Below are 21,753 nucleotides of genomic sequence, written 5' to 3'. Positions count from 1 at the left end.
TTAGCGGATCTTCAGGGTCGCAAGACCAATCAGGACGAATACAACGGTCAGGATCCAGAAGCGCACGATCACGCGCGGCTCCGGCCAGCCCTTGAGTTCGAAGTGGTGATGCAGCGGCGCCATGCGGAAGATGCGCCGCCCGGTGAGCTTGAACGAGGCGACCTGCAGCATCACCGACAGCGTCTCCAGCACGAAGATGCCGCCCATGATCAGGAGCACGATCTCCTGACGGGTCAGGATCGCCATCATGCCCAGCGCCGCGCCCAGGGCCAGAGCCCCGACATCGCCCATAAAAACCTGGGCGGGATAGGCGTTGAACCACAAAAAACCGAGCCCGGCCCCGACCAGCGCGGCGGCGAAGACGCCGACCTCGCCCACCCCCGGCACTGCGGGGATCTGCAGGTAATCCGCGAACACCGCGTGGCCAGCTGCATAGGCGAACACCCCGAGGGCCCCGGCCACCAGCACCGCCGGCATAATCGCCAGACCGTCCAGGCCATCAGTCAGGTTGACCGCGTTGGAGGACCCGACCACGACCAGCCAGACCAGCGGGATGAACAGCCAGCCAAGGTGCAGCTCGAAATCCTTGAAGATCGGGAGATAGAAGCTCGTCTCCACCGGGCTCTGCGCGGTGGCCATGATCACGCCGGCGGCGATCAGCGCGAACAGCGTCTGCCACAGGAGCTTGGCCTTGGCCGAGAGTCCCTTGCTGTTGCCGTAGCGCAGCTTCAGATAGTCGTCCCAGCCACCAACCGCACCAAAGGCCAGCGTGGTCAACAGCACGATCCAGACAAAGCGGTTGGTCAGGTCGCTCCACAGCAGCGTGGCGACTGCCACCGCCACCAGGATCAGCGCCCCACCCATGGTCGGCGTACCGGCCTTGCTCAGATGCGACTCCGGTCCGTCGTCACGAACCTGCTGGCCGACGTTGCCGACCGTCAGCCGACGGATCATCGCCGGGCCAATCAGCAGCGCGATCGCCAGTGCGGTGACCACGCCCAGGATCGCGCGCAGGGTCAGGTACTGAAAGACCGTGAAGCCGCTATAGAACTGCGCGAGATACTCAGTCAGCGCGTACAGCATTCGCAGCCCCCCGCGCCGATGGGGCCAGTTCCAGCCCCTCGATGATGCGTTCCATGTGCTGGCTGCGCGAGCCCTTGATCAGGACCGTGGTCTCGTCCTCCAGCAGTTCCTCCAGGCGCGTCCGCAGGGCGTCATGGTCGGCAAACCACTCGCCACCCTCGCCAAAGGCCTCGGCGCTGTCGCGCGCGGCCTCGCCCAGGGCCAGGCAGTAGTCCACACCCATCGCGCGGGCCAGCGCCCCGGTCTCCCGGTGCAGCGCCGGGGTCTCGGCACCCAGCTCGCCCATCGCACCCAGCACGAGGATGCGCCGGCCGGGCATCGCGGCCAGCACCTCGAGACCCGCGCGCAGCGAGTCGGGATTGGCGTTGTAGGTATCGTCCCAGAGGCGCGCGCCGCTGGCATGCCAGAGCTCCTGCAGACGACCCTGCACCGGCGTCCAGCGCGCCAGGCCGTTGGCGATCGCGTCGATCGCCACACCCACCGCATTCGCCGCGGCGGCCGCGGCGACCGCATTGGCGGCGACATGGCGTCCCGGGCTGGCCAGGCGCAGGTCGCGGCCGGCGCCCAGGATCGTCAGGCGCAGGCGGTCGGGGGCCTGCCACATGCCCTCGATCTCGCCACCGCCCTCCAGGGAGAAACGCTGGCAATGGTGGTGTTCGTTCAGCGACAGCCAGTAGTCGGCGAACGGGTCGTCCAGATTGATCACGGCCGTGCCGCCCTGGGAGGGCAGCCCCGAGTAGATCTCGGCCTTCGCGTGGGCCACGCCCTCGAGGCTGCCAAAGCCCTCCAGGTGGGCCCGCCCGGCATTGGTGATCATGGCGACCATCGGCTCGGTCCAGCGCGCCATGCGTCCGATCTCGCCGGCATGGTTGGCGCCCATCTCGATCACCGCGTAATCGGCGTCCTCGGGCATGGCCAGCAGGGTCAGCGGCACCCCAATCTCGTTATTCAGGTTGCCCTGGGTGGCATGCACGGAGCCCACGCCCTCGAGGATGCAGCGCAGCATCTCCTTGGTCGTGGTCTTGCCATTGGAGCCGGTCAGCGCAATCACACGCGCCCGGCTGCGGCGGCGCCAGTGCTGGGCCAGCCGACCCAGGGCCTCGCCGGTATCGGCCACCACCACCTGCGGATGCCGGACATCCAGCACGCGCTCCACCAGCAGCACGGCGGCCGGCAGATCGGCGGCGACATGCTCGTGGGCATCAAAGCGCGGGCCGCGCAGGGCCACGAACAGGCCCCCTTCGAGGGGTTGCCGGGTGTCGGTGAACACCCCCTCGAAGACCCGCTCACCGTCGCCGTTTTCCAGACGGCCGCGTACGGCGTCCGCCAGTTCCTGTCCGGTCATCCGGATCATTGGCTACCCCCCCCACTGTCTCCCGCGTTCGTCCGAGCGGCGAGCTGGCGCGCCAGCTCGCGATCACTGAACGGATAAAACTGCGCACCCACCTGCTGGGTGGTTTCGTGCCCCTTGCCCGCCAGCACGATGACGTCACCCGGGCCCGCCTCGGCCACGGCCGCGCGCACCGCCGCCTCCCGATCGCCCAGCTCGCGGCAGGCCTCGGGCCGACCGCAGCCAGCCAACACGGCGGCGCGGATCGCGGCCGGGTCTTCGGAACGCGGGTTGTCGTCGGTCACGATCACCTGATCGGCGCGCGCACTGGCGGCCCGCCCCATGGCCGGGCGCTTGGTGACATCGCGATCCCCGCCACAGCCAAAGACCACGATCAGTCGGCCGGCCGTGTGCGGGCGCAGGGCATCCAGCGCCGCCGCCAGGGCCTGTTCGGTGTGGGCATAGTCCACGACCAGCAACGCCCCGCCGGGCAGTTCGAAGCGCTCCATGCGCCCCGGGACACCGCGCAGACGCGACACCGCATCGACGGCGGCCTGCCAGGAATGACCCAGCGCCCGCAGGGCGGCGAGCGTCGCCAGCAGGTTGCCGACCTGGAACAGCCCGAACAGACCCGCCTGCACCGGCCAGGCCTCGCCCGCAGCCTCCAGCGTGAAGCGAATGCCGTCGGAGCCTGCCTCGACCTCCCGCGCGACCAGATCGGCGGGCGCCCCGACGGCGCTGTAGGTGAGGGTGCGCCCAGCCGTGGTTTCGTGGATCAGGCGCTGCCCGAGGGCGTCGTCGGCATTGAGCACCGCGGTCTCCAGCCCCGGCCAGGTGAACAGCCGCGCCTTGGCGTCGGCATATGCCTGCTGGCTGCCATGAAAATCCAGATGATCCGAGCCCAGCCGGGTCAGCACGGCGACACGCACGGGCAGCCCGGCCATGCGGTCCTGCTCGAGCCCGTGGGACGAGGCCTCGATCGAGAGCGCCCGGCAGCCGTCGGCGGCCAGCTGCGCCAGGTGCCGGCGCAGGTCAATCACACCCGGAGTGGTATGACCACAGTCTTCCAGTGCTCCGAGGCGTCCCACACCGAGCGTCCCGACGACCCCCGTGGGGACACCGATCTGCTCCAGGGCACCAGCCAGCAGCTGGCTGACCGAGGTCTTGCCATCGGTGCCCGTCACCGCGACGACGGGATATTCGGCCGGCCAGGCGCCCCAAAGGGCATCGCAGATCGCGGGCAGCGCGGTGCGCAGACCGCGGAGGTGCAGCACCGGAACATCGAGGGCCGGGGCCGCCTCGGCTTCATCCCACAGGATGGCCACCGCTCCCTGCTCGGCCGCGGTCTGCGCATAGGCAAGGCCGTGGCCTTGCGTCCCGCGCAGCGCCACGAAGACAGCCCCCGGGGTCACCCGGCGGCTGTCCTGGACGAGATCGGTGACACGCTGCCCAGCGACCTCGCGCGCCAGCGCCGGCGCCCCGGCGGGCCACAGGCTGCCCAGTGTCGTGACGGTCTGGACCGTATTCGCCGCCATCATGTCGAGCCCTCGCGTTCGGCGGCGAACTGCATGGGGATCTCCGGCATCGCGTCTGGGCGCACGTTGAACATCCGCAGCGCCGAGCCGATCACGTTGCGGAATACCGGCGCCGCCACGGCGCCGCCGAAGTAGGTGCCGGCATTGGGTTCGTCGATCACCACGGCCATCACGAAACGCGGATCCGAGGCCGGCGCCAGGCCCACGAAGCTGGAGATATAGCGGTCCTCGGTGTAGCCCCCGGGGCCACTCTTGCGGCTGGTACCGGTCTTGCCCGCGATGCGGTAGCCGTCGATCGCTGCCTGACGCGCGGTACCCTCGGAACCGATCGTGTGCTCCATCATCGCGAGCACGCGCTGGGCGGTTTCCGGGGACATCACGCCCGCCGGCTCGCGCAGGTCGTCGGCAGTCTGCACCAGCCGCACCGGGATGCGCTGGCCATCGTTGGCGAAAGCGGTATAGGCCGCAGCCATCTGCAGCGGGGTAATGGAGAGGCCGTAGCCATACCCCATCGTGGCTTGCTCGACCTCGCGCCAGGTCGGGAAGTCGCGCAGGCGGCCGCTCACCTCGCCCGGGAAGTGGGTCCCGGTCGACTGGCCGAAGCCGGCCTGGTGCAGGACCTGCCAGAACCGGTCCGGCGGCATGTCCAGGGCCAGTTTGGTCGCGCCGACATTACTGGAACGCGCGATCAGGGTGGTCAGGTCGATCACGCCATAGTCACGAAAGTCGCGCACGGTCAGGCGCCCGACACGCATGGTCCCGGGACGGGTGTCCAGGGTCACATTGGGGTCGATGATGCCCGCATCCAGGGCCGCCGCAACGGTGAAGGGCTTGATGACGGACCCCGGCTCCATGCTGTCGGTCAACGACCGGTTGCGCGCGAGTTCCGAGCGGATCGAACCGCGATTGTTCGGGTTGAAGCTGGGCTGATTGACCATGGCCAGGACATCACCCGTACGGGCATCCAGCAGCACGGCCGACCCGCCCTGGGCATCGTGCTCCGCCACCGCGGCCTTCAGTTCGCGGTAGGCCAGATACTGCAGGCGCTGATCGATGGTCAGGCGCAGCGTGCGGCCGTCGCGTGCGGGGCGGATACTGGCCACATCGCGGATCGTGCGTCCGTGGCGGTCGCGCAGCACACGCTTGGCACCCGGCGCGCCCGACAGCCAGTCGTTGAACGCAAGTTCGACGCCCTCCTGCCCGCGATCGTCAATATCGGTGTAGCCAAGGATGTGCGAGGTCGTCTCGCCATGCGGGTAGTAGCGCCGGAACTCACGCGTCAGGCCAAGCCCCTGAACACGCAGGGCGGTCACCTGCTCCGCCTGGGCCGGCAGCATATGCCGACGCAGGTACATGAACTCCCGGCTGGCACGCGCCTCGATGCGCTCGGCCAGCCAGTCGGCGTCGACCTGCAGCGCCTCGGCCAGCTCGGGCCAGCGATCGCGTTGCTCGAGCAAGTCCTTGGGATTGGCCCAGGCGGTCTGCACCGGAGCGGAGATCGCCAGCGGCTCGCCATTGCGATCCGTGACCATGCCGCGATGGGCCGATTCGGTCAGCGTACGCACCTGACGCTGCTCGCCCTGCTGCGTCAGGAAGTCGCGGCTGAGCACCTGCAGATCGATTGCACGCAGCACCAGGGCCACCAGCACCAGCGCGGAGACGACCAGCAGCACCTTCAGGCGGCCATGGCTGACCTGGCGCTTCAGCGCTCCCATGTGCGCCCCCCGATCACCACGATGCGATCCGGCTCGGGCTTGATCATGCCCAGTTCCTCAAGCGCCTGCTGTTCGATGCGGCCCTGCGTCGCCCAGGTCGACTGCTCGATCTGCAGCTGCGTCCACTCCAGGTTCAGCGCGTCGCGCTCCGAAAGCTCCGACTGATGCGTGATAAAGGCCTGACGTGCCTCGTGCTTGGCCGCCACCACCCCAACGGCGGAGGCAAAGACCCCGGTCGCCAGGATGATCAGGATGAAGCCGCGAAAGACCATCAGGTGCGCTCCCCCACGCGCAGTACCGCCGAGCGTGCACGCGGGTTGCGGCGCTGCTCTTCGGCGTCGGCACGCACGGGCTTGCCGATCGGGCGCCACGTGCGCTCGGGCGTTTCGGGCATCACCGGCAGCCCGCGCGGCAGGCGCGCGTCCGGGCGCGGGCCACGCAGCGCCTGCTTGACCATGCGGTCCTCAAGCGAATGAAAGCTGATCACCACCATCCGCGCGCCCGGGTGCAGGACCTCCGGGATCGTCTCGAGCCACTGCTCCAGCTCCTTTAGCTCCCGGTTCACATGGATGCGCAGGGCCTGGAAGGTACGCGTCGCCGGATGCTTGCCTGGCTCGCGCCCAGGAACCGCGCGGCGCACGATCTCGGCCAGCTGCGCGGTGCGCGTGATCGGGGCCTCGGCGCGCGCCGCAACGATCGCACGGGCGACGCGACGGGAATGACGTTCCTCGCCATAGTGGTAGATCACATCCGCAATCTCGTCCTGCTCCGCGCGGGCCAGCCAGTCCGCCGCGCTCTCGCCCTGCGCAGGGTCCATGCGCATGTCCAGCGGCCCGTCGTGCTGGAAACTGAAACCACGCTCCGGGGTATCCAGCTGCGGGGAGGAGACCCCCAGATCCAGAAACACACCATCCGGCGCACGACCGGGGAAGCGCCGGCGCAGGGTATCGGTCATCGCCGAGAAAGGGCCTGGCTCGAAGGAGAAGCGTGGATCGTCCGCAAACGAAGAGGCGGCCGCAGCCGCCTCGGGGTCCCGGTCCATCGCCAGCAGGCTTCCGCCGGCGCCGAGGCGATCGAGAATCGCGCGACTGTGCCCGCCGCGCCCGAAGGTCCCATCTACATAGAACCCGTCAGCGCGCACGGCCAGCCCCTCCAGCACCGCGTCGCGCAGCACCGGGATATGAGTGGCGTTTTCCGTCATGGTCACAACGCAATGGACTCGAGCGCGTCGTCATCCACGTCACCCCCCAGCGCCTGCTCGCAACGGGCCTCCCAGGAATCGGCATCCCAGATCTCGAACTTGTTGCCCTGCCCCAGCAGCACCGCCCGCTTGTCGAGGCTGGCGTACTGGCGCAGCGGCGTCGGCAGCAGGAGACGGCCGCTACCGTCCAGCTCGCACTCGGTCGCATGGCCGACCAGGAGGCGCTGCAGGTTACGGACCTTCGGATTCATGTTGGGGCGGGACATCAGACTTTGCTCGATGCGCTCCCACTCGGGGAACGGGTACAGGAGCAGGCATCGGTCGGGGTCTACGGTAATCACCAGCTGGCCGCCACAGGATGCCGCCAGCGTATCGCGATAGCGCGCAGGCATGGCCAAGCGGCCCTTGGCATCCAGATTGAGTTGGCTTACGCCTCGAAACATGGCCGGTACCGGTTGCGGTGGTCACCCACCTTTCCCCACCTTTTCCCACTTTTCGACACTATAGGTACGGCTATCTCCAGGAGTCAAGAAAATTGACCCGAAAAAACCAAAAATAAGCGTTGAATCACAGAGACTTAGCGAACACCTGCCCAGCGACGGTGCAGCCAGAAAATAAGACCCCAAAAGCCGCGTCTTGAGGGCCACACTTAAGAAACTACTTCACTATTTTTCGGCAAGAACCGCCGACACGGAGAGACACGGACCCACGGATGGGGCCGCAAAGGTGGGAAAAAGTGGGAGCCGGCCGTAAGCCGGGTTCTGTCGTGGACAGTCATTCATCTGGGACGTCCGTCACCGGACGCCTCGAGCAGCCTACCCGGGTGCGATGCGGGCCACACCATGCACCCCTATTTGGCCTTGCTCCGGACGGGGTTTACCCTGCCACGGACTGTTACCAGCCGTGCGGTGCGCTCTTACCGCACCATTTCAACCTTACCTGTGCCCGAAGGCCATCGGCGGTATATTTTCTGCGGCACTTTCCGTCGGCTCGCGCCGCCCAGGCGTTACCTGGCGTCCTGCCCTGTGGAGCCCGGACTTTCCTCCGCATCCAGTGGATACAGCGACTGCCAGGCCAGCTCCCGCGCTCCTTTTACGCCCGCACCTGCAACAACGCAAGGAAAAACCCCATCAACCCTCGTCCTTCAGCCGCAGGGCCCGGGCATAGACACGGTTGCGCGGCAGTCCGGTGGCATCGGCAAGGACCCGCACCGCGCGTTTCAAGGGGAGCTCCCCCAGCAAGGCCCCCAGCAGGCGCTCATATTCGTCAGCCAGCGGGGCATCCTCGGACTCCGGGTCGGCCGCCTGCGGCGCCGGCGCGAGGATCAGAACGAACTCACCCCGCAGCCGATTGGCATCGGCATCGAGCCAGGTCGGGAGCCCGCCAGCGGCTCCTCTATAGTGTTCCTCGAACTGCTTGGTCAGTTCGCGCCCCAGGAACACCAGCCGCTCCGGCTCCAGTGCGGCCAGGTCGTCGGCAGCGGCGCGTACGCGATGCGAGGACTCAAACAGGATTGTGGTCACCGGCTGGGCCAGCAAGGTCTCCAGGCGGCGACGGCGGGCCCCACCAGCATGCGGCAGGAAACCCTCGAAGCAGAAACGATCGGACGGCAGGCCGGCGACGGCCAGCGCCGCGAGCGGGGCGCTGGCGCCGGGCACCGCGCGCACCGGCAGCCCCGCCTCCGTGGCCGCTCGTACCAGCCGGTAGCCGGGATCGGATACCAGCGGCGTACCGGCATCCGAGATCAACGCGAGATCGTCGCCCGCCTCCAGCGCAGACAATAAAGAGGGGATCCGGTCGCGCTCGTTATGCTCATGGAGACTGACCAGCGGGGTCTGCACCCCCAAATGCGCCAGCAGCCCGCCGCTGTGTCGCGTATCCTCCGCAGCGATACGCGAAACGCGCGCCAGCACGTCACGGGCACGGGGGCTGAGATCGGCCAGATTGCCGATCGGGGTGGCAACCACCCATAACGTGCCGCAATTCGTTGACACAACCTGATGCGCTTTCAATACTGACTCCCCAATACGCTGAGCATCTCGCTATCGTGAACCTATACCTCTCTCTAGCCGCCGGGGGGCGCTACCGGGGCCGTCTGGCCCTGAGCCTGCTCGCCGGCGCAATCCTCGCCGGCTGCGCGACCCCGCGCCCGGACCCAACCCCCGCCCCGGACCCGGAGGAGGAACGACCCGAGGTCGTTGACCTGCCGGCCGAGCAGCAGGCGCCGATCCTGATCAGCGAGGCCTGGGCGGACCCGCAGCCGGACAACGTGCGCGCGGCGATCGACGCGGTCCTGAGCCTGGACGACCCCGACGGCGACCTGGTCGACCGCGCGGACGCGCTGTGGCGCGACCTGGATGCCCAGCACCGGGAACCGCTGGCGGACCGTGTGCGTGGCGGCCGCCTGGCGGCCACCCGTGGCGAATGGGAGACTGCGCGCGAGCGACTCGGCGCCGATGACCCGGACGACGAGACCCGTACGCCCGAGGTTTACCGCGAGGGTCTGGCCCTGCATGCACGCCTGCTGGAGCATGAGCGTGAATGGTATCAGGCGCTGGACGCCCGTTTGCGCCTGGATGGGCTGCTCCTGCTGGAGCCCGATGACCAGACCGTTAACCAGGAACGCATCTGGGGCCTGCTCTCGGCGCTTCGACCCGCACAGCGTGACCGCCTGGCGGCGGGCGAACACCCGGATGCCGAGCCCTGGGTGTGGCTGTTCAGCGGACTGCGCAGTGTCAATTCGGAAGAAGACGCCCGCCGCGTGGCTGGCCAGTGGCGCGAGCGCTATCCGTCGCACCCGGCCAACAGCCTGCTCCCGGAACTGGTCGCAAGTCACCCGCTCCAGCCCGAGGCGCCGGAAACGATCCTGGTCCTCCTGCCGCTGTCCGGTGATCTCGCCCAGCTCGGCAATGCAATCCTCGACGGCATCACGCGCGCCTACTACGCGGAGACCGGGGGCCACGGCCGCCTGGTGGTGCGCGACACACGCGGCGACCCTGACACGGCAGCAGACCTCTACAGGCGCGGCGTCGAAGACGGCGTAAACCGCATCATCGGGCCGCTCAACCGCGATGCGGTACGCGCAGTGGCTGCGAGCGAAGAGACTCGTCCGACGCTGCTGCTCAACCGCACACAGCTCGACGGCAACGGGGCCTTCGGCACGCTGGCGCTGAACCCGGAAGAGGACGCCTACGCCGTGGTGGATCGCGCGGTACGTACGGGCTGGCGCAACCCGCTGGTCATCCTGCCCGAGGGCGAGTTCGGCGACCGCATTGCCGAGGCCTACCAGGATGCGCTCGCCGACCACGGCCTGCGGCCGCGCGATATCGTGCGCCTGCGGCCGGACGCCGAGGACATCAATGCCCGCGTGGGCAATGCGCTCGGGATTGAGCAGAGCGAGGCGCGCATTCGCGACGTCGCCCGCCGTACCGGGCTAAACTTGGAAGGCGACCCCCAGGTTCGGGGTGATGCCGATCACCTGTTCGTGACCGGAACCTCGCGCCAGATGCGCCAGCTCGTGCCCTACCTGCACTTCCACGGCGCGCGTCAACTCCCGATCATGGCAACGCCTCATATCTACGCCGGACAGCCGGATGCCAATCGCGACCGCGATCTCAACGGCATCGTCTTCCCGGACGCGCCCTACCTGTTTACGACCATCGAGCCGCTGAACGGCGAAATGGCCGAAGGGGCGACTGACGAGCTCCCGCGCTTCGTCGCGCTGGGCATGGATGCGATGCGGCTGAGCCTGCATGATCGCGCGGTACGCGAGGCCAGCCACCATCAAATCGTCGGCGGGTCCGGCACCTGGTCACTGAACCCGATCAGCGGGGACTGGGTGCGCGAGCCGGTCTGGGCGCGCTTCGAGAGCGGCGCACCACGCCAGCTGGGGTCCACCAGCGAAGGCAGCTGACCGATGTTCCGCCCGGGCGTGACCGGCCAGGCCGCCGAGGACCGTGCGGCGCACTACCTGACCGGGCAAGGCCTCACCCTGGTGGCGCGCAACGTGCGCCGCCCCTGGGGCGAGCTGGACCTGGTCGCACGCGAGGGCGACACGCTGGTACTGGTCGAGGTGCGCAAGCGTAGCCACCGCGGCTTTGGCGGCAGCGCCGAGAGTATCGATTCCGGCAAGCGCAAACGCCTGCTGCGGGCGGCCGAGGGCTACCTGCAGGAGAGCCGCTGGCAAGGCCCCGTGCGCTTCGATGTCGTGCTGCTGGACGGCGACGACACGATTGAATGGCTGCCCGACGCGATTCAGGGGGACCCGTCATGACACCGCTGGCACGCGAAATCGAGCAACTCCTTCCCGCCGAAGACCGCCTGCTGGACCCGGCCGATTGCTGGGCCTATGGCGCGGACAACTCCAAGCTGCACGCGCCGCCGGATGCCGTCGCCTTCGCCCGCGACGCCGAGACGGTCGCTGAACTCGTCCGACTTTGCCGACGCCTCGGGGCGCCTGTGACCTGCCGCGGACGCGGCACCGGCACCACAGGAGCGGCGGTCCCTGATCATGGCGGACTGGTCCTGTCGTTCGAGCGCATGAACCGGATCCTGGAGGTCGACCCGGCGAACCGCTGGCTGATCGCGGAACCCGGAGTGACCAACGGTGAGTTGCAGGAAGCGGCAGGCGCCCACGGGTTTTTCTGGCCCCCGGACCCCACGAGCAGCGCCTACTGCACGCTCGGCGGCAATCTGGCCTACAACTCGGCGGGCCCCCATGCCGTGAAGTACGGCACGCCACGAGACAACACCCTGGGGCTTGCGGCGGTCGCGGGCACCGGCGAGGCCTTCCGTACGGGCGTGCACACGACCAAGGGCGTCGTCGGGTATGACCTCACCCGGCTGCTCATCGGGTCCGAAGGCACCCTCGCCGTGATCACCGAAGCCACGCTGCGCCTCACACCGAAACCCGAGGCGACACGCCTGATTCAGGCCATTTATCGGACCGTGGGCGACGCGGCCGCCGCCGTATCGCGGCTGATGGGCCGCGCGGAGGTCCCGTCGGCCCTGGAGTTCATGGACCATTCGGCGATCGCAATGATTCGTGACTATGCCCCCGACTGCCCACTGCCCCGCGACGCCGGGGCTATCCTGATGATCGAGACGGACGGCACCGCGGCCGGGATCGACGCGACGACGCGCGGCGTCCGCGGCGCCGCCGATGGCGAGGGTTGCCTGCAGACCATCAGCGCGGACACCCCGGAAGAGGCCCAGGCCTTGTGGGCCGTGCGCAAGGCCCTCTCGCCGGCGCTGCGCACCGTCGCGCCGAAGAAGATCAACGAGGATGTGGTCGTACCCGTCTCGCGCATCCCCGACCTGATCGCGGGCCTCGACCGGCTCGCCCAGGCGCACGCGATCAAGATCGTGAACTTTGGTCACGCCGGTAACGGCAACATCCACGTGAATCTGTTGGTGAACCCGGACGACCCGCAGGAGCTCGCCGCCGCCGAACGCTGCCTGGACGAGGTCTTCACCCTGGTGCTGGGCCTCGGTGGCACCTTGTCCGGCGAACACGGGATCGGGCTAGTGAAACGCGCCTTTGTGGGCCGGGAGATCGATCCCGTGGCGCTGAACCTGATGGCCGGGATCAAACAGAGCTTTGATCCCGACAACATCCTGAACCCCGGCAAGGCGCCGGGGCCGGACATCACTGGGCTTACTTGACGACCTTCAGGGCGGGACCCTTGCGCTTGGCGGCCGGCTTGTCCCCGTCCTGATCCGAACCCGCGGGACCCGAGTCGTCTGGTCCGTCGCCGCCCGGGCCATCTTCCGGCCCTGGTCCCGGCTCGCTGCCGAACATCATCCCCTGCCCGTTCTCGCGCGCATAGACGGCGAGCACCGCCTGCGTGGGCACGTAGACGTCCATCGGGCTGCCGGCAAAACGCGCGGAAAAGGCGACCGCCTCGTCCCCGATATTCAGCGCCTGCACCGCAGACGGGCCAATGTTGAGCGTGATCTTGCCCTGCTCGACAAAGGCATCGGGCACTAGCGCACCCTCCACCGTGGCGTCGACCAGGATGTGCGGCGTAAAGCCGTTATCCGTGATCCACTCCCACAAAGCCCGGAGCAGATAGGGACGCGAAGAGGTCACAGCCTCAGCTCGCGCTCGGCCTCGGTGAGACTGATCTGGAAGGATTCCCGCTTGCAGACGCGATCCGCGTATTCCTGAATCGCAGTCGGCAGAGAATCGAGATCGATCCCCAGTGACGGCAGACGCCACATGACCGGAGCGATCGCGCAATCCACGATGCTGAACTCGTCACTCAGGAAGTACGGCTTCAGCTCGAAGATCTCGGCCGAGTTCATCAGGCTCTCGCGCAGGATCTTGCGCGCCTTGGTCAGCCCGCCCCCGGACGCCTTCTTCACCGCATCCAACCCCTCGTACCAGTCGCGCTCGACGCGATAAAGCGCCAGCCGCGCGGCCGCACGGGAGACCGGGTCCACCGGCATCAGCGGCGGATGCGGGAAACGCTCGTCCAGGTACTCGGTGATCACATGAGTCCCGTACAGCGCCAGGTCCCGATCCACCAGGGTCGGCACCTCGTTGTAGGGGTTGAGATCGGAGAGATCCTCGGGAAGCTCGTCCGGCCCGAGGTTGACGACATCCACCGCGATGTCCTTCTCGGCGAGGATGATACGCACGCGATGGCAGCGCACGCAGTCGTGAGCAGAAAACAGAGTCATTACGGAACGACGATTGGCGACCAGCGCCATAACTTTCTCCCTACCCCGGTCGTGCGGCACGCCGCGCCGGGCAGACGGTCAATAACACCGGCGGGCGCTCATCCGTGAGCGCCCGCCAGCGACGGTTCAGGCCGCCTAGTGTACGTCTTTCCAGTACTCCTTTTTCAAGAAGTAGGCCAGCACGGTAAACACGGCCAGGAAGATCAGGACGTACAGGCCAATACGCTGACGGTCGAGCTGCATCGGTTCGCCCATGTACGAAAGGTAGGTGACCAGGTCACGCACTGCGCGATCGTACTCGCTCTGGCTCATCGAGCCATTGCGTACAAGCTCCAGCCGCTCGTTTCCGTCATCGTCCTCGACCAGCTCCTGCCAGCCCTGCAGCTCCCACAGCACATGCGGCATGCCGACGTTGCTGAACACCGTGTTGTTGGCACCCAGCGGGCGGTCCTCGTCGATGTAGAAGCTCTTGAGGAAGGTGTACACCCAGTCTTCGCCATGAATGCGGGTCGCCAGGGTCAGATCCGGCGGCGTCACACCAAAGGCCTCGTCGGCATAGGAGTCGGACATCGCGTTCTTCATCAGCGAGCCCGGGTTCACCAGGTCGCCATCCTCATCGGTGATGAAGATGAAGTTCTCGGTGACCTGCTCTTCGGTCAGACCGATGTCGCGACCCACACGGTTGTAACGCATGTACTGGGTGGAATGACAGGCCATGCAGTAGTTCATGTACAGCCGGGCGCCGCGTTGCAGCGACGCCTGGTTGGTCACGTCCACATTGGCTTTTTGCAGATCACCGCTGGCGCTTGCAGCCGAGGCCGCCGGCACGGTGAACAGGGCCGCCAGGGCCATAACAGTCGTTGCGATAAACGTTTTCATTACGAAGTCACCCTTTCCGGAACGGCACGATCACGACCCAGACCCCGGGCAAACACCGGGACCACCATGCAGACAAACAGATGCACGGTCGGGATCAGCCAGGACCACATAATCAGGCTAGCGTCACTCGGATCGAAGCGCGTGATGTCGTAGAGGGTGTAGATACCCACGACCACCGCGAACAGAATCAGACTGGCCGCCGCGGAGCGCTCCCGACTGAGGAACCACAGCAGGAAGAAGAACGCGAAGTACACAAGCGACCAGCGGAAGCTCATTTCGCTGATCATCGTGGTCGCCTGCTGCAGACCCAGCCAGCCCAGGATCACGAAAGCCACCACGAACGCCGCCAGGTTGAACTTGGCTGCGAACGAGCGATAGCGCATCGACAGAACCGGGTTGCGGTCCAGCCAGGGGATAAAGAACAGCATCATCACCGCGGCACCCATAGCCACCACGCCGAGGAACGGATCCGGCACGGAACGCAGCACCGAGTACATCGAGGTGAAGTACCAGACCGGCGGAATCAGCTCGGGTGTAACCAGCGGGTCGGCCGGGATCATGTTGTCCGGCTTCAGGAACAGACCGCCGCCCATCGGGAAGAAGAACATGATGACGGCGAACACCATCAGGAAGACGCCGACGCCGACGATGTCCTTGACGGTGTAGTACGGGTGGAACGGGATGCCATCCTTCGGGATGCCGTTCTCGTCCTTGTTCTTCTTGATCTCGACGCCATCGGGGTTGTTCGAACCCACTTCGTGCAGCGCGATGATGTGCGCGGCCACCAGCAGGATCAGCACCAGCGGCAGGGCAATCACATGCAGCGCGAAGAAGCGCGTCAGCGTGGCATCGGACAGCAGGAAGTCACCACGAATCCAGGTCACCAGATCCGGCCCGATGTACGGGATGGTCTGGAACAGGTTCACGATCACCTGCGCGCCCCAGTAGGACATCTGACCCCACGGCAGCAGGTAGCCGGCGAAGGCTTCGGCCATCAGCACCAGATAGATCAGCACACCGAAGATCCAGATCAGCTCGCGCGGCTTCTTGTAGGAGCCGTACATGAGCGCCCGGAACATGTGCAGATAGACCACCACGAAGAACATCGAGGCGCCTGTGGAGTGCATGTAGCGGATCAGCCAGCCCCATTCCACGTCGCGCATGATGTACTCGACCGACGCAAAGGCCAGCTCGGCATCAGGCTTGTAGAACATGGTCAGGAAGATGCCGGAGACGATCTGAATGACCAGCACCAGCAGGGCGAGGGAGCCGAAGAAATACCAGAAGTTGAAGTTCTTCGGCGTGTAATACTGAGCCAGATGTTCGTTCCACATCTGGGACAGGGGGAAGCGGGCGTCAACCCAGCCCAGCAGCCCACCCTGCCACTTTTCCGCGGGATTACCGGCCATCAGACAGCTCCTCCGTCTTCATCTTCACCCACGAGCAGCAGGTTGTCCGTGATGTAGTGGTGCGGCGGCACCTCGAGGTTGTCGACCGCCGGCATGTTGCGATAGACGCGGCCGGCCATGTCGAAGCGGGAACCGTGGCAACCGCACAGCCAGCCGCCCTGCCAGTCGGAGCCCATGCCGGGATCGCCGATCTCCGGACGGAACGACGGCGAGCACCCGAGGTGAGTGCAGATCCCGATCAGCACCAGGATTTCCGGCTTGATCGAGCGATGCTCGTTCTGCGCGTATTCCGGCTGCTGGGCCTCGTTCTCGGAATCCGGATCGCGCAGGCGATCGGTCACCTGGGACAAACCATCCAGCATTTCGTCGGTACGCCGCACGATCCAGATCGGCTGTCCACGCCACTCGATGCTGACGCGCTGGCCGGCCTCGACCTCGGTCACGTCGAACTCGACCGGAGCCCCTGCTGCCTGAGCGCGAGCGCTGGGCTGCAAGGACGCCAGGAACGGGGTCGCGACCGCTGCGACACCGGCACCGCCGACGACTGTCGTCGCGGCGACGAGGAACCGGCGACGGCCTCGATTTACGCCTTGGTTTGCCATGTTTGTCTCTCCAAACAACGTGTTGAAATCGTGTCTCGGCAGCCACTCGATACGCGGACGAGGGTGCGGAGATGCCCGCAGACTGCCCCGTGAGCGCGCCGCCCTGGGCGCGCTCACGGGCGAACGGGCAGGCCACCGCGGGGCGGCCAGTAAAATCCGATAGAATTCCCGAACACGCTAATAAGGTCAAGTAGGTGAACGCCTTAAGACCGGGCGGACGGCGTCGCCAGACGCGCCCAATCGATCATAAGTTATTCATGATAAAGGCGGGATTTCAGCGCCCCCGGCAAGAGCAGATTGCCCCGCGAATGTGCGCTCGCCGGGGCGCCGGTCAGGCAGGGTTGTCGATGTCGATGAACCGGTGCTCCAGACCGAAACGTTCGGCGCACCATTCCCCCAGGGCAGGCGCCCCGTAGCGCTCGGTCGCATGATGCCCCGCGGCGAAGTAGTGCACCCCGCTCTCGCGCGCCTCGTGAGTGGTCTGCTCGGAAATCTCGCCACTGATATAGGCATCCACACCCTGCGCCGCCGCCTCCATCAGTAATGACTGCGCCCCGCCAGTGCACCAGGCAACGCGCCGAATCGGCCGCTCGCCGCCCGGCACCCACAGACACTCGCGCCCCAGCACGGCGGAGATGTGGTCGCGCAGGTCCGCCCCCGACACCTCGGCGGCAGAACGACCGTACTGGCCCACGCCGTCCTCGCGCAGCACCCCCTCGATCGCGAATCCGAGGCGATTGGCCAGTTGGGTGTTGTTGCCCAGCTCCGGATGCGCATCCAGCGGCAGGTGGTAGGCCACCAGATTGATCTCGTGCTCCAGCAGCCGGCGCAGGCGTTCACGCTTCATGCCAGTGACCACCTCTGGCTCGCCCTTCCAGAAATAGCCGTGATGCACCAGGATCGTGTCGGCCCCGTCCTCGATCGCGGCCTCGACCAGCGCCAGCGATGCCGTCACCCCGCTGACGATGCGGCGCACCTCGGCCCGCCCCTCTACCTGCAACCCGTTCGGACAATAGTCGCGAAAGCGCTCCGGCTGAAGCTCCTCGTTCAGGGCCTGCATTAATACGTCACGTTCGATCACGATCGGTTCTCCGGCTGGACCGGGATCGGCGGCTGTGCAGCCCATCCCATTTCGGTATATTCACTATATGGTGAATTTCTCGCGTTTCCTGCTGCAAGCGGCCCTGACCGGCGTGGCGATCGCCGTGGTCGTCGCCGTGTTCTTTCCGCATGTGCTTGACCGCGACCGGGGCGAGCAGGCGGAGCTGCAAGTCGCCGCCCCGCTCTCCACGACCAGCAGTGCCGCGCTCAGCTACGCCGACGGGGTCGAGCGGGCCGCGCCGGCCGTGGTCAACATCATGACCTCGCGCGTGCTCGACACCCCCGGCATCCTCGACCTGCACGAGTTCTTTGGCCAGCCCGTGCCCCCGGGCGACACCGAGCAGGCCAGCCTGGGTTCCGGCGTAATCATGACCGATCGGGGCCATATCCTGACCAACCACCACGTGATCGAGGAGGCCGACGCGATCGCTGTGGTCCTGCCCAATGGCGACGCCCATCCGGCCGAGATTATCGGCATCGACCCCGATACCGACCTCGCCGTCCTGCGCATCCGCACCGACGACGTGGCCGTGGCCACGGTTGGCCACTCCCGCGAGCTGCGGGTCGGTGACGTCGTGCTCGCGATCGGCAACCCCTTCGGTGTCGGGCAGACCGTGACCCAGGGGATCGTCTCCGCCACCGGGCGCAACCAGCTCGGGATCAACACCTTCGAGGACTTCATTCAGACCGACGCGGCGATCAACCCCGGCAACTCCGGTGGCGCACTGATCAATGCCAAGGGCGAGGTAATCGGCATCAATACCGCGATCTTCTCGCGCTCCGGGGGGTCCCATGGCATTGGCTTCGCGATCCCGGTGGACCTCGCCCGCGACGTAATGACCGAGATCATCGAACAAGGCTATGTCTCCCGCGGCTGGCTGGGGATCGAAGTCCAGGCGATGAACCGCGAACTGGCCGACTCCTTCGGGCTGGATGCCCCACGCGGGGTCCTGGTCGCCGGCATCCTGCGTGACGGCCCCGCCCAGGAGGCCGGCATCGAGATCGGCGACGTAATCACCCACCTCAATGACGACGCGGTCAACAGCCCGCGCGAGGCCCTGAATGTCATTGCACGGACCGATCCGGGCGCCGAACTGACGATCAAACTCCTGCGCGACGGCGAGGAAGTCGAGCTCGAGGCCACTGTCGCCCAGCGCCCGATCTGATACCCAATGGCACCTCCCGGATATCCGGGAGGTGCCCCTTTCTCTACCCGTTGGCAGGGGAACTGACCGTGGTCAGTATGGCCGTGACCAGCAACACCAGCCCCACCAGTCCGATCTCCATCGCGATACTGCGCCGGAGGCGCTGCGGGGCCCGGGGCTCGCCCCGCTCGAAGGCGGGCACCAGGCGCCACTTGTTGGAGGCCGCCAGCAGCAGGAGCAGGGCCACAATCAGCACCTTGCCGATCAGGAACTGCCCGTAGCCGGTAGTGAGCAGTGGCGTGACCCCGCCGAGCAGAAGCGCAGCCAGAACAACGCCCGCGAGCACCAGCAGGCCAACCCCGAACGCCGCCACCCGACCGAAGCGATCCAGGATGCGTACGGCATCCGCTCCGCCAGCTGGGTGTCCTGCCAGGCGATACAGGGGCCATAACGAACCAATCCAGAATGCAGCCGCCAGCAGGTGCAGCACCAGCAGCCCGCCGAGCAACCAGCGGGGTTCGTCGACCGTGTGCCCGACCTGGACGAAGGCGAGCATGACCAGCAACACGCCTCCGAGACTCAAGCCATGCCCGAGCCCCGGCAGGCGCCGGGCATCCAGCAAGATCGCCTGCACCAGCAGCAAGCCACTCACGGCGAGGATTAGCTGAGTCCCCTGCGCGCCCTCGAATACCATACCGAGCAGCATGGGGTCGACTGCGGCGGCACCATTGCCACCCCCGAGATACCCGGCCTGCAGCGGCCACTCGATCACGGCCAGCACGATCGCGGCCCAGGCCGCGATCGCCCCCGTGCGGCTGGCCGCCCGACGTTCCGGATCGGGCAGATCCGGAAACGCCAGGCGAAACAGCACCGCCCCGGCCGCCAGCAAGGCACCGGCATAGAAGCCGGCCGCCACCAGGATCATGGCGACCGTCCAGGCATCCACACCGGCAAGCGCAGACAGCCAGGCCACGGCTCAGTCCTCCACCGTAAAGCGGAAGGTCCCGGACATCATGTGGCCGTCACGAGCCAGGCCGCGCCAGCGCACCTCGTAACGACCCGGTTCCAGGTCGCCGGCCGGGCGCACATGGTATTCCTCGGTCGGGTCATTGCCGGGCTGATCTTCCAGGGAGACCCGGCCACGCGGGCCGATCACGTCGAACTGGGTAATGCGCATCGCGCCATCGAAGTGAATCCCGATCTCCTCCGGGGTCCCCTGCACCCTGGAGCCGTCCTCGGGCACATGCCCCATCTCGCCCTCGTGAGCCAGCAGGGGCGCGGCGACAGCCAGCAGCAGGGCCGCAAGGGCGGAACGCAGGGTATTACGGGTACGAATCGTCATCATGATTGAGTTTCCTCTTTGTTAAGTGCAGTCGTGTCGTCTTAGAGTCCGCCGGCCGCAGGCCACCAGGGGCCGCCTTGCGGCGGTCCCGGTGCCCGCACCGGTGGAAACTCAGTGGTTATGGCTTCCGTGACCGTTGTGTCCTCCATGCCCCCCGTGGCCTCCATGCCCGCCATGGGCATCGCGACTGGGGGTCGGGAGCCCGTCGGAATCCGCACCCGCGACCTTGCCGCGGCGCACCGGACTACCGAAGTCGGGGTCGCTGCTCACACGGCGGGCGACCTCCCCGTCCGGGTGCCAGTACCAGCCCGGATCACGGAAATCCCCGGGCTCCAGGTCGTCGCGCACCTTGATCAGGGTGAACATGCCACCCATGCCGATGTTGCCGAACGGTCCCTGGCCCATGCCCATCGCCAGGGTGTTCTCCGGCCCGCGCATATGGCCGCCATCGGTGTGGTCCTGGTGATCCGCCATGCCGTGCTCGCCCATGGCCATGTAGCCCGGCAGCAACGTGCGGATCTCCTCCTCGAGACCGGACTGGTCCACGCCCAGGGTGTTGGCGATGCCATGCCCCATCGGATTCATGGTGTGATGCGTCATGTGGCAGTGGAAGGCCCAGTCCCCCGGCGGTGCCGTGAACTCGATATCGCGGGTCTGGCCGACCGCCACGATCTCGGTGGTCTCCTTGCGCCACTGCTCGCGCGGCCAGCGCCCGCCATCGGAGCCGGTCACCTCGAACGACACCCCGTGCACATGCATCGGGTGGTTCCACATCGACAGGTTGCCCATGCGGATGCGCACGCGCTCGCCAGTCTTCGCCACCAGCGAGTCGATAGCCGGGAAGACCTTGGAGTTCATCGACCACAGATCGAAGTCCACCATGATCGACGGATCGGGCGTGCGGGTACCGGGATGCAGGCCCCAGTTGTGCAGCAGGATCGCGTAGTCACGGTCCACCGGTTCGATCTCGCCGTCCTTCGGGTGGATGATGAACATCCCCATCATCCCCATCGCCATCTGCACCATTTCGTCGGCATGCGGGTGGTACATGTGCGTGCCGTGCTGGTTCAGCTCGAACTCGTAGACGAAGGTCTCCCCCGGATGGATCGGCGGCTGGGTCACGCCCTTCACCCCATCCATGCCCGAGGGCAGATGGATGCCGTGCCAGTGCACCGAGGTGTATTCCGGCAGGCGGTTGGTCACGTAGATGCGGACCTTGTCGCCCTCCACCGCCTCGATGGTCGGCCCCGGGGTGGTGCCGTTGTAGCCCCAGCACTTGGCCACCGAACCGGGTGCGAACTCGTGCTCGATCTCCTCGGCGACCAGATGGAACTCCTTCACGCCGTTGTTCATCTCGTACGGCAGGGTCCAGCCGTTCGGCGTGTGCACCGGCATGTAGCCCTGTTCGGTGCGTTCGCCGGGCGTGGCGTCGCCCTCGTTGTGGTGCTCGTGACCCGTTTCGGCCATCACCCGGGTCAGGGTGGTTGCCGGCAGCATTGCCGCGCCGGCGGCCAGCAGGAAGTTACGCCGTTTCATCAGTGATGCCCTCCGTGACCGTCGTCGCCGTGGTCACCGTGATCGCCATGGTCATGATCTCCGTGATCTCCGTGATCTCCGTGATCTCCGTGATCTCCGTGATCTCCGTGATCTCCGTGATCTCCGTGATCCCCGTGATCCCCGTGATCCCCGTGATCCCCGTGATCCCCGTGATCCCCGTGATCCCCGTG

General features: G+C 66.8%; 22 protein-coding genes and 1 other RNA gene (1 of these 23 cut by a window edge). 4 read left to right on the top strand and 19 right to left on the bottom strand.

All coding sequences use genetic code 11. From position 1 onward, the window contains the following. From mraY to rsmI, 9 genes are all read right to left on the bottom strand, one after another. A complete protein-coding gene (gene mraY / locus F791_RS0107650; RefSeq protein ID WP_018174844.1) occupies positions 1–1,083 on the bottom strand; it encodes a phospho-N-acetylmuramoyl-pentapeptide-transferase in 1,083 nt (360 codons plus the stop codon). Next, positions 1,064–2,437: a UDP-N-acetylmuramoyl-tripeptide--D-alanyl-D-alanine ligase gene (murF, locus tag F791_RS0107645; protein WP_018995100.1), complete on the bottom strand. Its 1,374-nt coding sequence runs from the start codon at positions 2,435–2,437 to the stop codon at positions 1,064–1,066. Before murF ends, mraY begins: the two co-directional genes overlap by 20 nt. Then, positions 2,434–3,951 (bottom strand): UDP-N-acetylmuramoyl-L-alanyl-D-glutamate--2,6-diaminopimelate ligase, encoded by a 1,518-nt coding sequence (locus F791_RS0107640; protein WP_018993166.1) that lies wholly within the window; start codon positions 3,949–3,951, stop codon positions 2,434–2,436. The genes murF and F791_RS0107640 overlap by 4 nt, the downstream gene beginning before the upstream one ends. After that, positions 3,948–5,663: a penicillin-binding protein 2 gene (locus F791_RS0107635; protein WP_018138001.1), complete on the bottom strand. Its 1,716-nt coding sequence runs from the start codon at positions 5,661–5,663 to the stop codon at positions 3,948–3,950. Before F791_RS0107635 ends, F791_RS0107640 begins: the two co-directional genes overlap by 4 nt. After that, on the bottom strand, positions 5,651–5,935 hold the full coding sequence (gene ftsL, locus F791_RS0107630; RefSeq protein WP_018138000.1) for a cell division protein FtsL: 285 nt from the start codon (positions 5,933–5,935) through the stop codon (positions 5,651–5,653). Before ftsL ends, F791_RS0107635 begins: the two co-directional genes overlap by 13 nt. Continuing rightward, on the bottom strand, positions 5,935–6,864 hold the full coding sequence (gene rsmH / locus F791_RS0107625) for a 16S rRNA (cytosine(1402)-N(4))-methyltransferase RsmH (protein WP_038038537.1): 930 nt from the start codon (positions 6,862–6,864) through the stop codon (positions 5,935–5,937). Before rsmH ends, ftsL begins: the two co-directional genes overlap by 1 nt. 2 nt (positions 6,865–6,866) lie before the next feature. Further along, complete coding sequence (gene mraZ, locus F791_RS0107620; protein WP_018174848.1) at positions 6,867–7,307, bottom strand: division/cell wall cluster transcriptional repressor MraZ; 441 nt, start codon at positions 7,305–7,307, stop codon at positions 6,867–6,869. A gap of 292 nt (positions 7,308–7,599) precedes the next feature. After that, positions 7,600–7,946: RNase P RNA component class A (gene rnpB / locus F791_RS13290), an RNA gene on the bottom strand. Positions 7,947–7,994: 48 nt separating this feature from the next. After that, positions 7,995–8,831: a 16S rRNA (cytidine(1402)-2'-O)-methyltransferase gene (rsmI, locus tag F791_RS0107615; RefSeq protein ID WP_018174849.1), complete on the bottom strand. Its 837-nt coding sequence runs from the start codon at positions 8,829–8,831 to the stop codon at positions 7,995–7,997. Positions 8,832–8,911: 80 nt separating this feature from the next. Between rsmI and F791_RS0107610 the strand changes: the two genes are divergently transcribed. Genes F791_RS0107610 through F791_RS0107600 form a run of 3 tightly spaced genes read left to right on the top strand, consistent with a single transcriptional unit; the run spans position 8,912 to position 12,528 of the window. Further along, positions 8,912–10,777 carry a penicillin-binding protein activator gene (locus tag F791_RS0107610; protein WP_019592422.1) on the top strand — a complete coding sequence of 622 codons (1,866 nt, stop codon included), beginning with the start codon at positions 8,912–8,914 and terminating at the stop codon, positions 10,775–10,777. Between the two features lie 3 nt (positions 10,778–10,780). Next, positions 10,781–11,137, top strand: coding sequence for a YraN family protein (locus F791_RS0107605; RefSeq protein ID WP_018137995.1), 357 nt, complete (start codon positions 10,781–10,783; stop codon positions 11,135–11,137). Then, positions 11,134–12,528: an FAD-binding oxidoreductase gene (locus F791_RS0107600; RefSeq protein WP_018993167.1), complete on the top strand. Its 1,395-nt coding sequence runs from the start codon at positions 11,134–11,136 to the stop codon at positions 12,526–12,528. Before F791_RS0107605 ends, F791_RS0107600 begins: the two co-directional genes overlap by 4 nt. Here F791_RS0107600 and F791_RS0107595 read toward each other — a convergent pair. From F791_RS0107595 to F791_RS0107570, 6 genes are all read right to left on the bottom strand, one after another. Beyond that, complete coding sequence (locus F791_RS0107595) at positions 12,521–12,955, bottom strand: ClpXP protease specificity-enhancing factor (RefSeq protein ID WP_018137993.1); 435 nt, start codon at positions 12,953–12,955, stop codon at positions 12,521–12,523. The genes F791_RS0107600 and F791_RS0107595 overlap by 8 nt on opposite strands. After that, positions 12,952–13,578 carry a glutathione S-transferase N-terminal domain-containing protein gene (locus tag F791_RS0107590; protein ID WP_018137992.1) on the bottom strand — a complete coding sequence of 209 codons (627 nt, stop codon included), beginning with the start codon at positions 13,576–13,578 and terminating at the stop codon, positions 12,952–12,954. Before F791_RS0107590 ends, F791_RS0107595 begins: the two co-directional genes overlap by 4 nt. A gap of 105 nt (positions 13,579–13,683) precedes the next feature. After that, on the bottom strand, positions 13,684–14,427 hold the full coding sequence (locus F791_RS0107585) for a cytochrome c1 (protein ID WP_018993169.1): 744 nt from the start codon (positions 14,425–14,427) through the stop codon (positions 13,684–13,686). Continuing rightward, the gene (locus F791_RS0107580; RefSeq protein WP_018137990.1) at positions 14,427–15,836 is read right to left on the bottom strand and encodes a cytochrome b N-terminal domain-containing protein; all 1,410 of its coding nucleotides are present in this window, start codon (positions 15,834–15,836) and stop codon (positions 14,427–14,429) included. The genes F791_RS0107585 and F791_RS0107580 overlap by 1 nt, the downstream gene beginning before the upstream one ends. Further along, on the bottom strand, positions 15,836–16,438 hold the full coding sequence (gene petA, locus F791_RS0107575) for a ubiquinol-cytochrome c reductase iron-sulfur subunit (protein ID WP_026182186.1): 603 nt from the start codon (positions 16,436–16,438) through the stop codon (positions 15,836–15,838). Before petA ends, F791_RS0107580 begins: the two co-directional genes overlap by 1 nt. Before the next feature lie 331 nt (positions 16,439–16,769). Further along, positions 16,770–17,519 carry a Nif3-like dinuclear metal center hexameric protein gene (locus F791_RS0107570; protein ID WP_026278797.1) on the bottom strand — a complete coding sequence of 250 codons (750 nt, stop codon included), beginning with the start codon at positions 17,517–17,519 and terminating at the stop codon, positions 16,770–16,772. Positions 17,520–17,586: 67 nt separating this feature from the next. Between F791_RS0107570 and F791_RS0107565 the strand changes: the two genes are divergently transcribed. Beyond that, positions 17,587–18,705 carry a S1C family serine protease gene (locus F791_RS0107565; protein ID WP_018993133.1) on the top strand — a complete coding sequence of 373 codons (1,119 nt, stop codon included), beginning with the start codon at positions 17,587–17,589 and terminating at the stop codon, positions 18,703–18,705. A gap of 43 nt (positions 18,706–18,748) precedes the next feature. Here F791_RS0107565 and F791_RS0107560 read toward each other — a convergent pair whose 3' ends face one another. From F791_RS0107560 to F791_RS0107545, 4 genes are all read right to left on the bottom strand, one after another. Beyond that, positions 18,749–19,657, bottom strand: a complete 909-nt coding sequence (locus F791_RS0107560) for a copper resistance D family protein (protein WP_018993171.1) — start codon at positions 19,655–19,657, stop codon at positions 18,749–18,751. 3 nt (positions 19,658–19,660) lie between these two features. Then, positions 19,661–20,029, bottom strand: coding sequence for a copper resistance CopC family protein (locus tag F791_RS0107555; protein ID WP_019592421.1), 369 nt, complete (start codon positions 20,027–20,029; stop codon positions 19,661–19,663). Positions 20,030–20,137: 108 nt separating this feature from the next. Beyond that, entirely contained in the window at positions 20,138–21,562 is a 1,425-nt protein-coding gene (locus F791_RS0107550; RefSeq protein WP_018993172.1) for a multicopper oxidase family protein, read from the bottom strand. Further along, positions 21,562–21,753 carry the 3' portion of a TolC family protein gene (locus tag F791_RS0107545; protein WP_019592420.1) on the bottom strand. The gene runs 1,512 nt beyond the window's last position, so 192 of the gene's 1,704 nt are visible here — the last part of the coding sequence; its start codon lies beyond the right edge, outside the window; its stop codon occupies positions 21,562–21,564. Before F791_RS0107545 ends, F791_RS0107550 begins: the two co-directional genes overlap by 1 nt.

The organism is Thioalkalivibrio sp. ALRh, from assembly GCF_000381425.1.
Taxonomy (GTDB): Bacteria; Pseudomonadota; Gammaproteobacteria; order Ectothiorhodospirales; family Ectothiorhodospiraceae; genus Thioalkalivibrio.
The sequence above is the reverse complement of the archived record's forward strand: the minus strand, read 5'-3'. Positions and strand labels throughout refer to the sequence as shown.

Coding starts and splice junctions, on each gene's coding strand:
- F791_RS0107640 (WP_018993166.1), bottom strand. CDS start 3,951: ATGATGGCGGCGAATACGGTCCAGACCGTCACGACACTGGGCAGCCTG.
- petA (WP_026182186.1), bottom strand. CDS start 16,438: ATGGCAAACCAAGGCGTAAATCGAGGCCGTCGCCGGTTCCTCGTCGCC.
- mraZ (WP_018174848.1), bottom strand. CDS start 7,307: ATGTTTCGAGGCGTAAGCCAACTCAATCTGGATGCCAAGGGCCGCTTG.
- F791_RS0107550 (WP_018993172.1), bottom strand. CDS start 21,562: ATGAAACGGCGTAACTTCCTGCTGGCCGCCGGCGCGGCAATGCTGCCG.
- F791_RS0107565 (WP_018993133.1), top strand. CDS start 17,587: ATGGTGAATTTCTCGCGTTTCCTGCTGCAAGCGGCCCTGACCGGCGTG.
- F791_RS0107585 (WP_018993169.1), bottom strand. CDS start 14,427: ATGAAAACGTTTATCGCAACGACTGTTATGGCCCTGGCGGCCCTGTTC.
- F791_RS0107635 (WP_018138001.1), bottom strand. CDS start 5,663: ATGGGAGCGCTGAAGCGCCAGGTCAGCCATGGCCGCCTGAAGGTGCTG.
- F791_RS0107600 (WP_018993167.1), top strand. CDS start 11,134: ATGACACCGCTGGCACGCGAAATCGAGCAACTCCTTCCCGCCGAAGAC.
- F791_RS0107590 (WP_018137992.1), bottom strand. CDS start 13,578: ATGGCGCTGGTCGCCAATCGTCGTTCCGTAATGACTCTGTTTTCTGCT.
- ftsL (WP_018138000.1), bottom strand. CDS start 5,935: ATGGTCTTTCGCGGCTTCATCCTGATCATCCTGGCGACCGGGGTCTTT.
- F791_RS0107580 (WP_018137990.1), bottom strand. CDS start 15,836: ATGGCCGGTAATCCCGCGGAAAAGTGGCAGGGTGGGCTGCTGGGCTGG.
- F791_RS0107605 (WP_018137995.1), top strand. CDS start 10,781: ATGTTCCGCCCGGGCGTGACCGGCCAGGCCGCCGAGGACCGTGCGGCG.
- rsmH (WP_038038537.1), bottom strand. CDS start 6,864: ATGACGGAAAACGCCACTCATATCCCGGTGCTGCGCGACGCGGTGCTG.
- F791_RS0107555 (WP_019592421.1), bottom strand. CDS start 20,029: ATGATGACGATTCGTACCCGTAATACCCTGCGTTCCGCCCTTGCGGCC.
- mraY (WP_018174844.1), bottom strand. CDS start 1,083: ATGCTGTACGCGCTGACTGAGTATCTCGCGCAGTTCTATAGCGGCTTC.
- murF (WP_018995100.1), bottom strand. CDS start 2,437: ATGATCCGGATGACCGGACAGGAACTGGCGGACGCCGTACGCGGCCGT.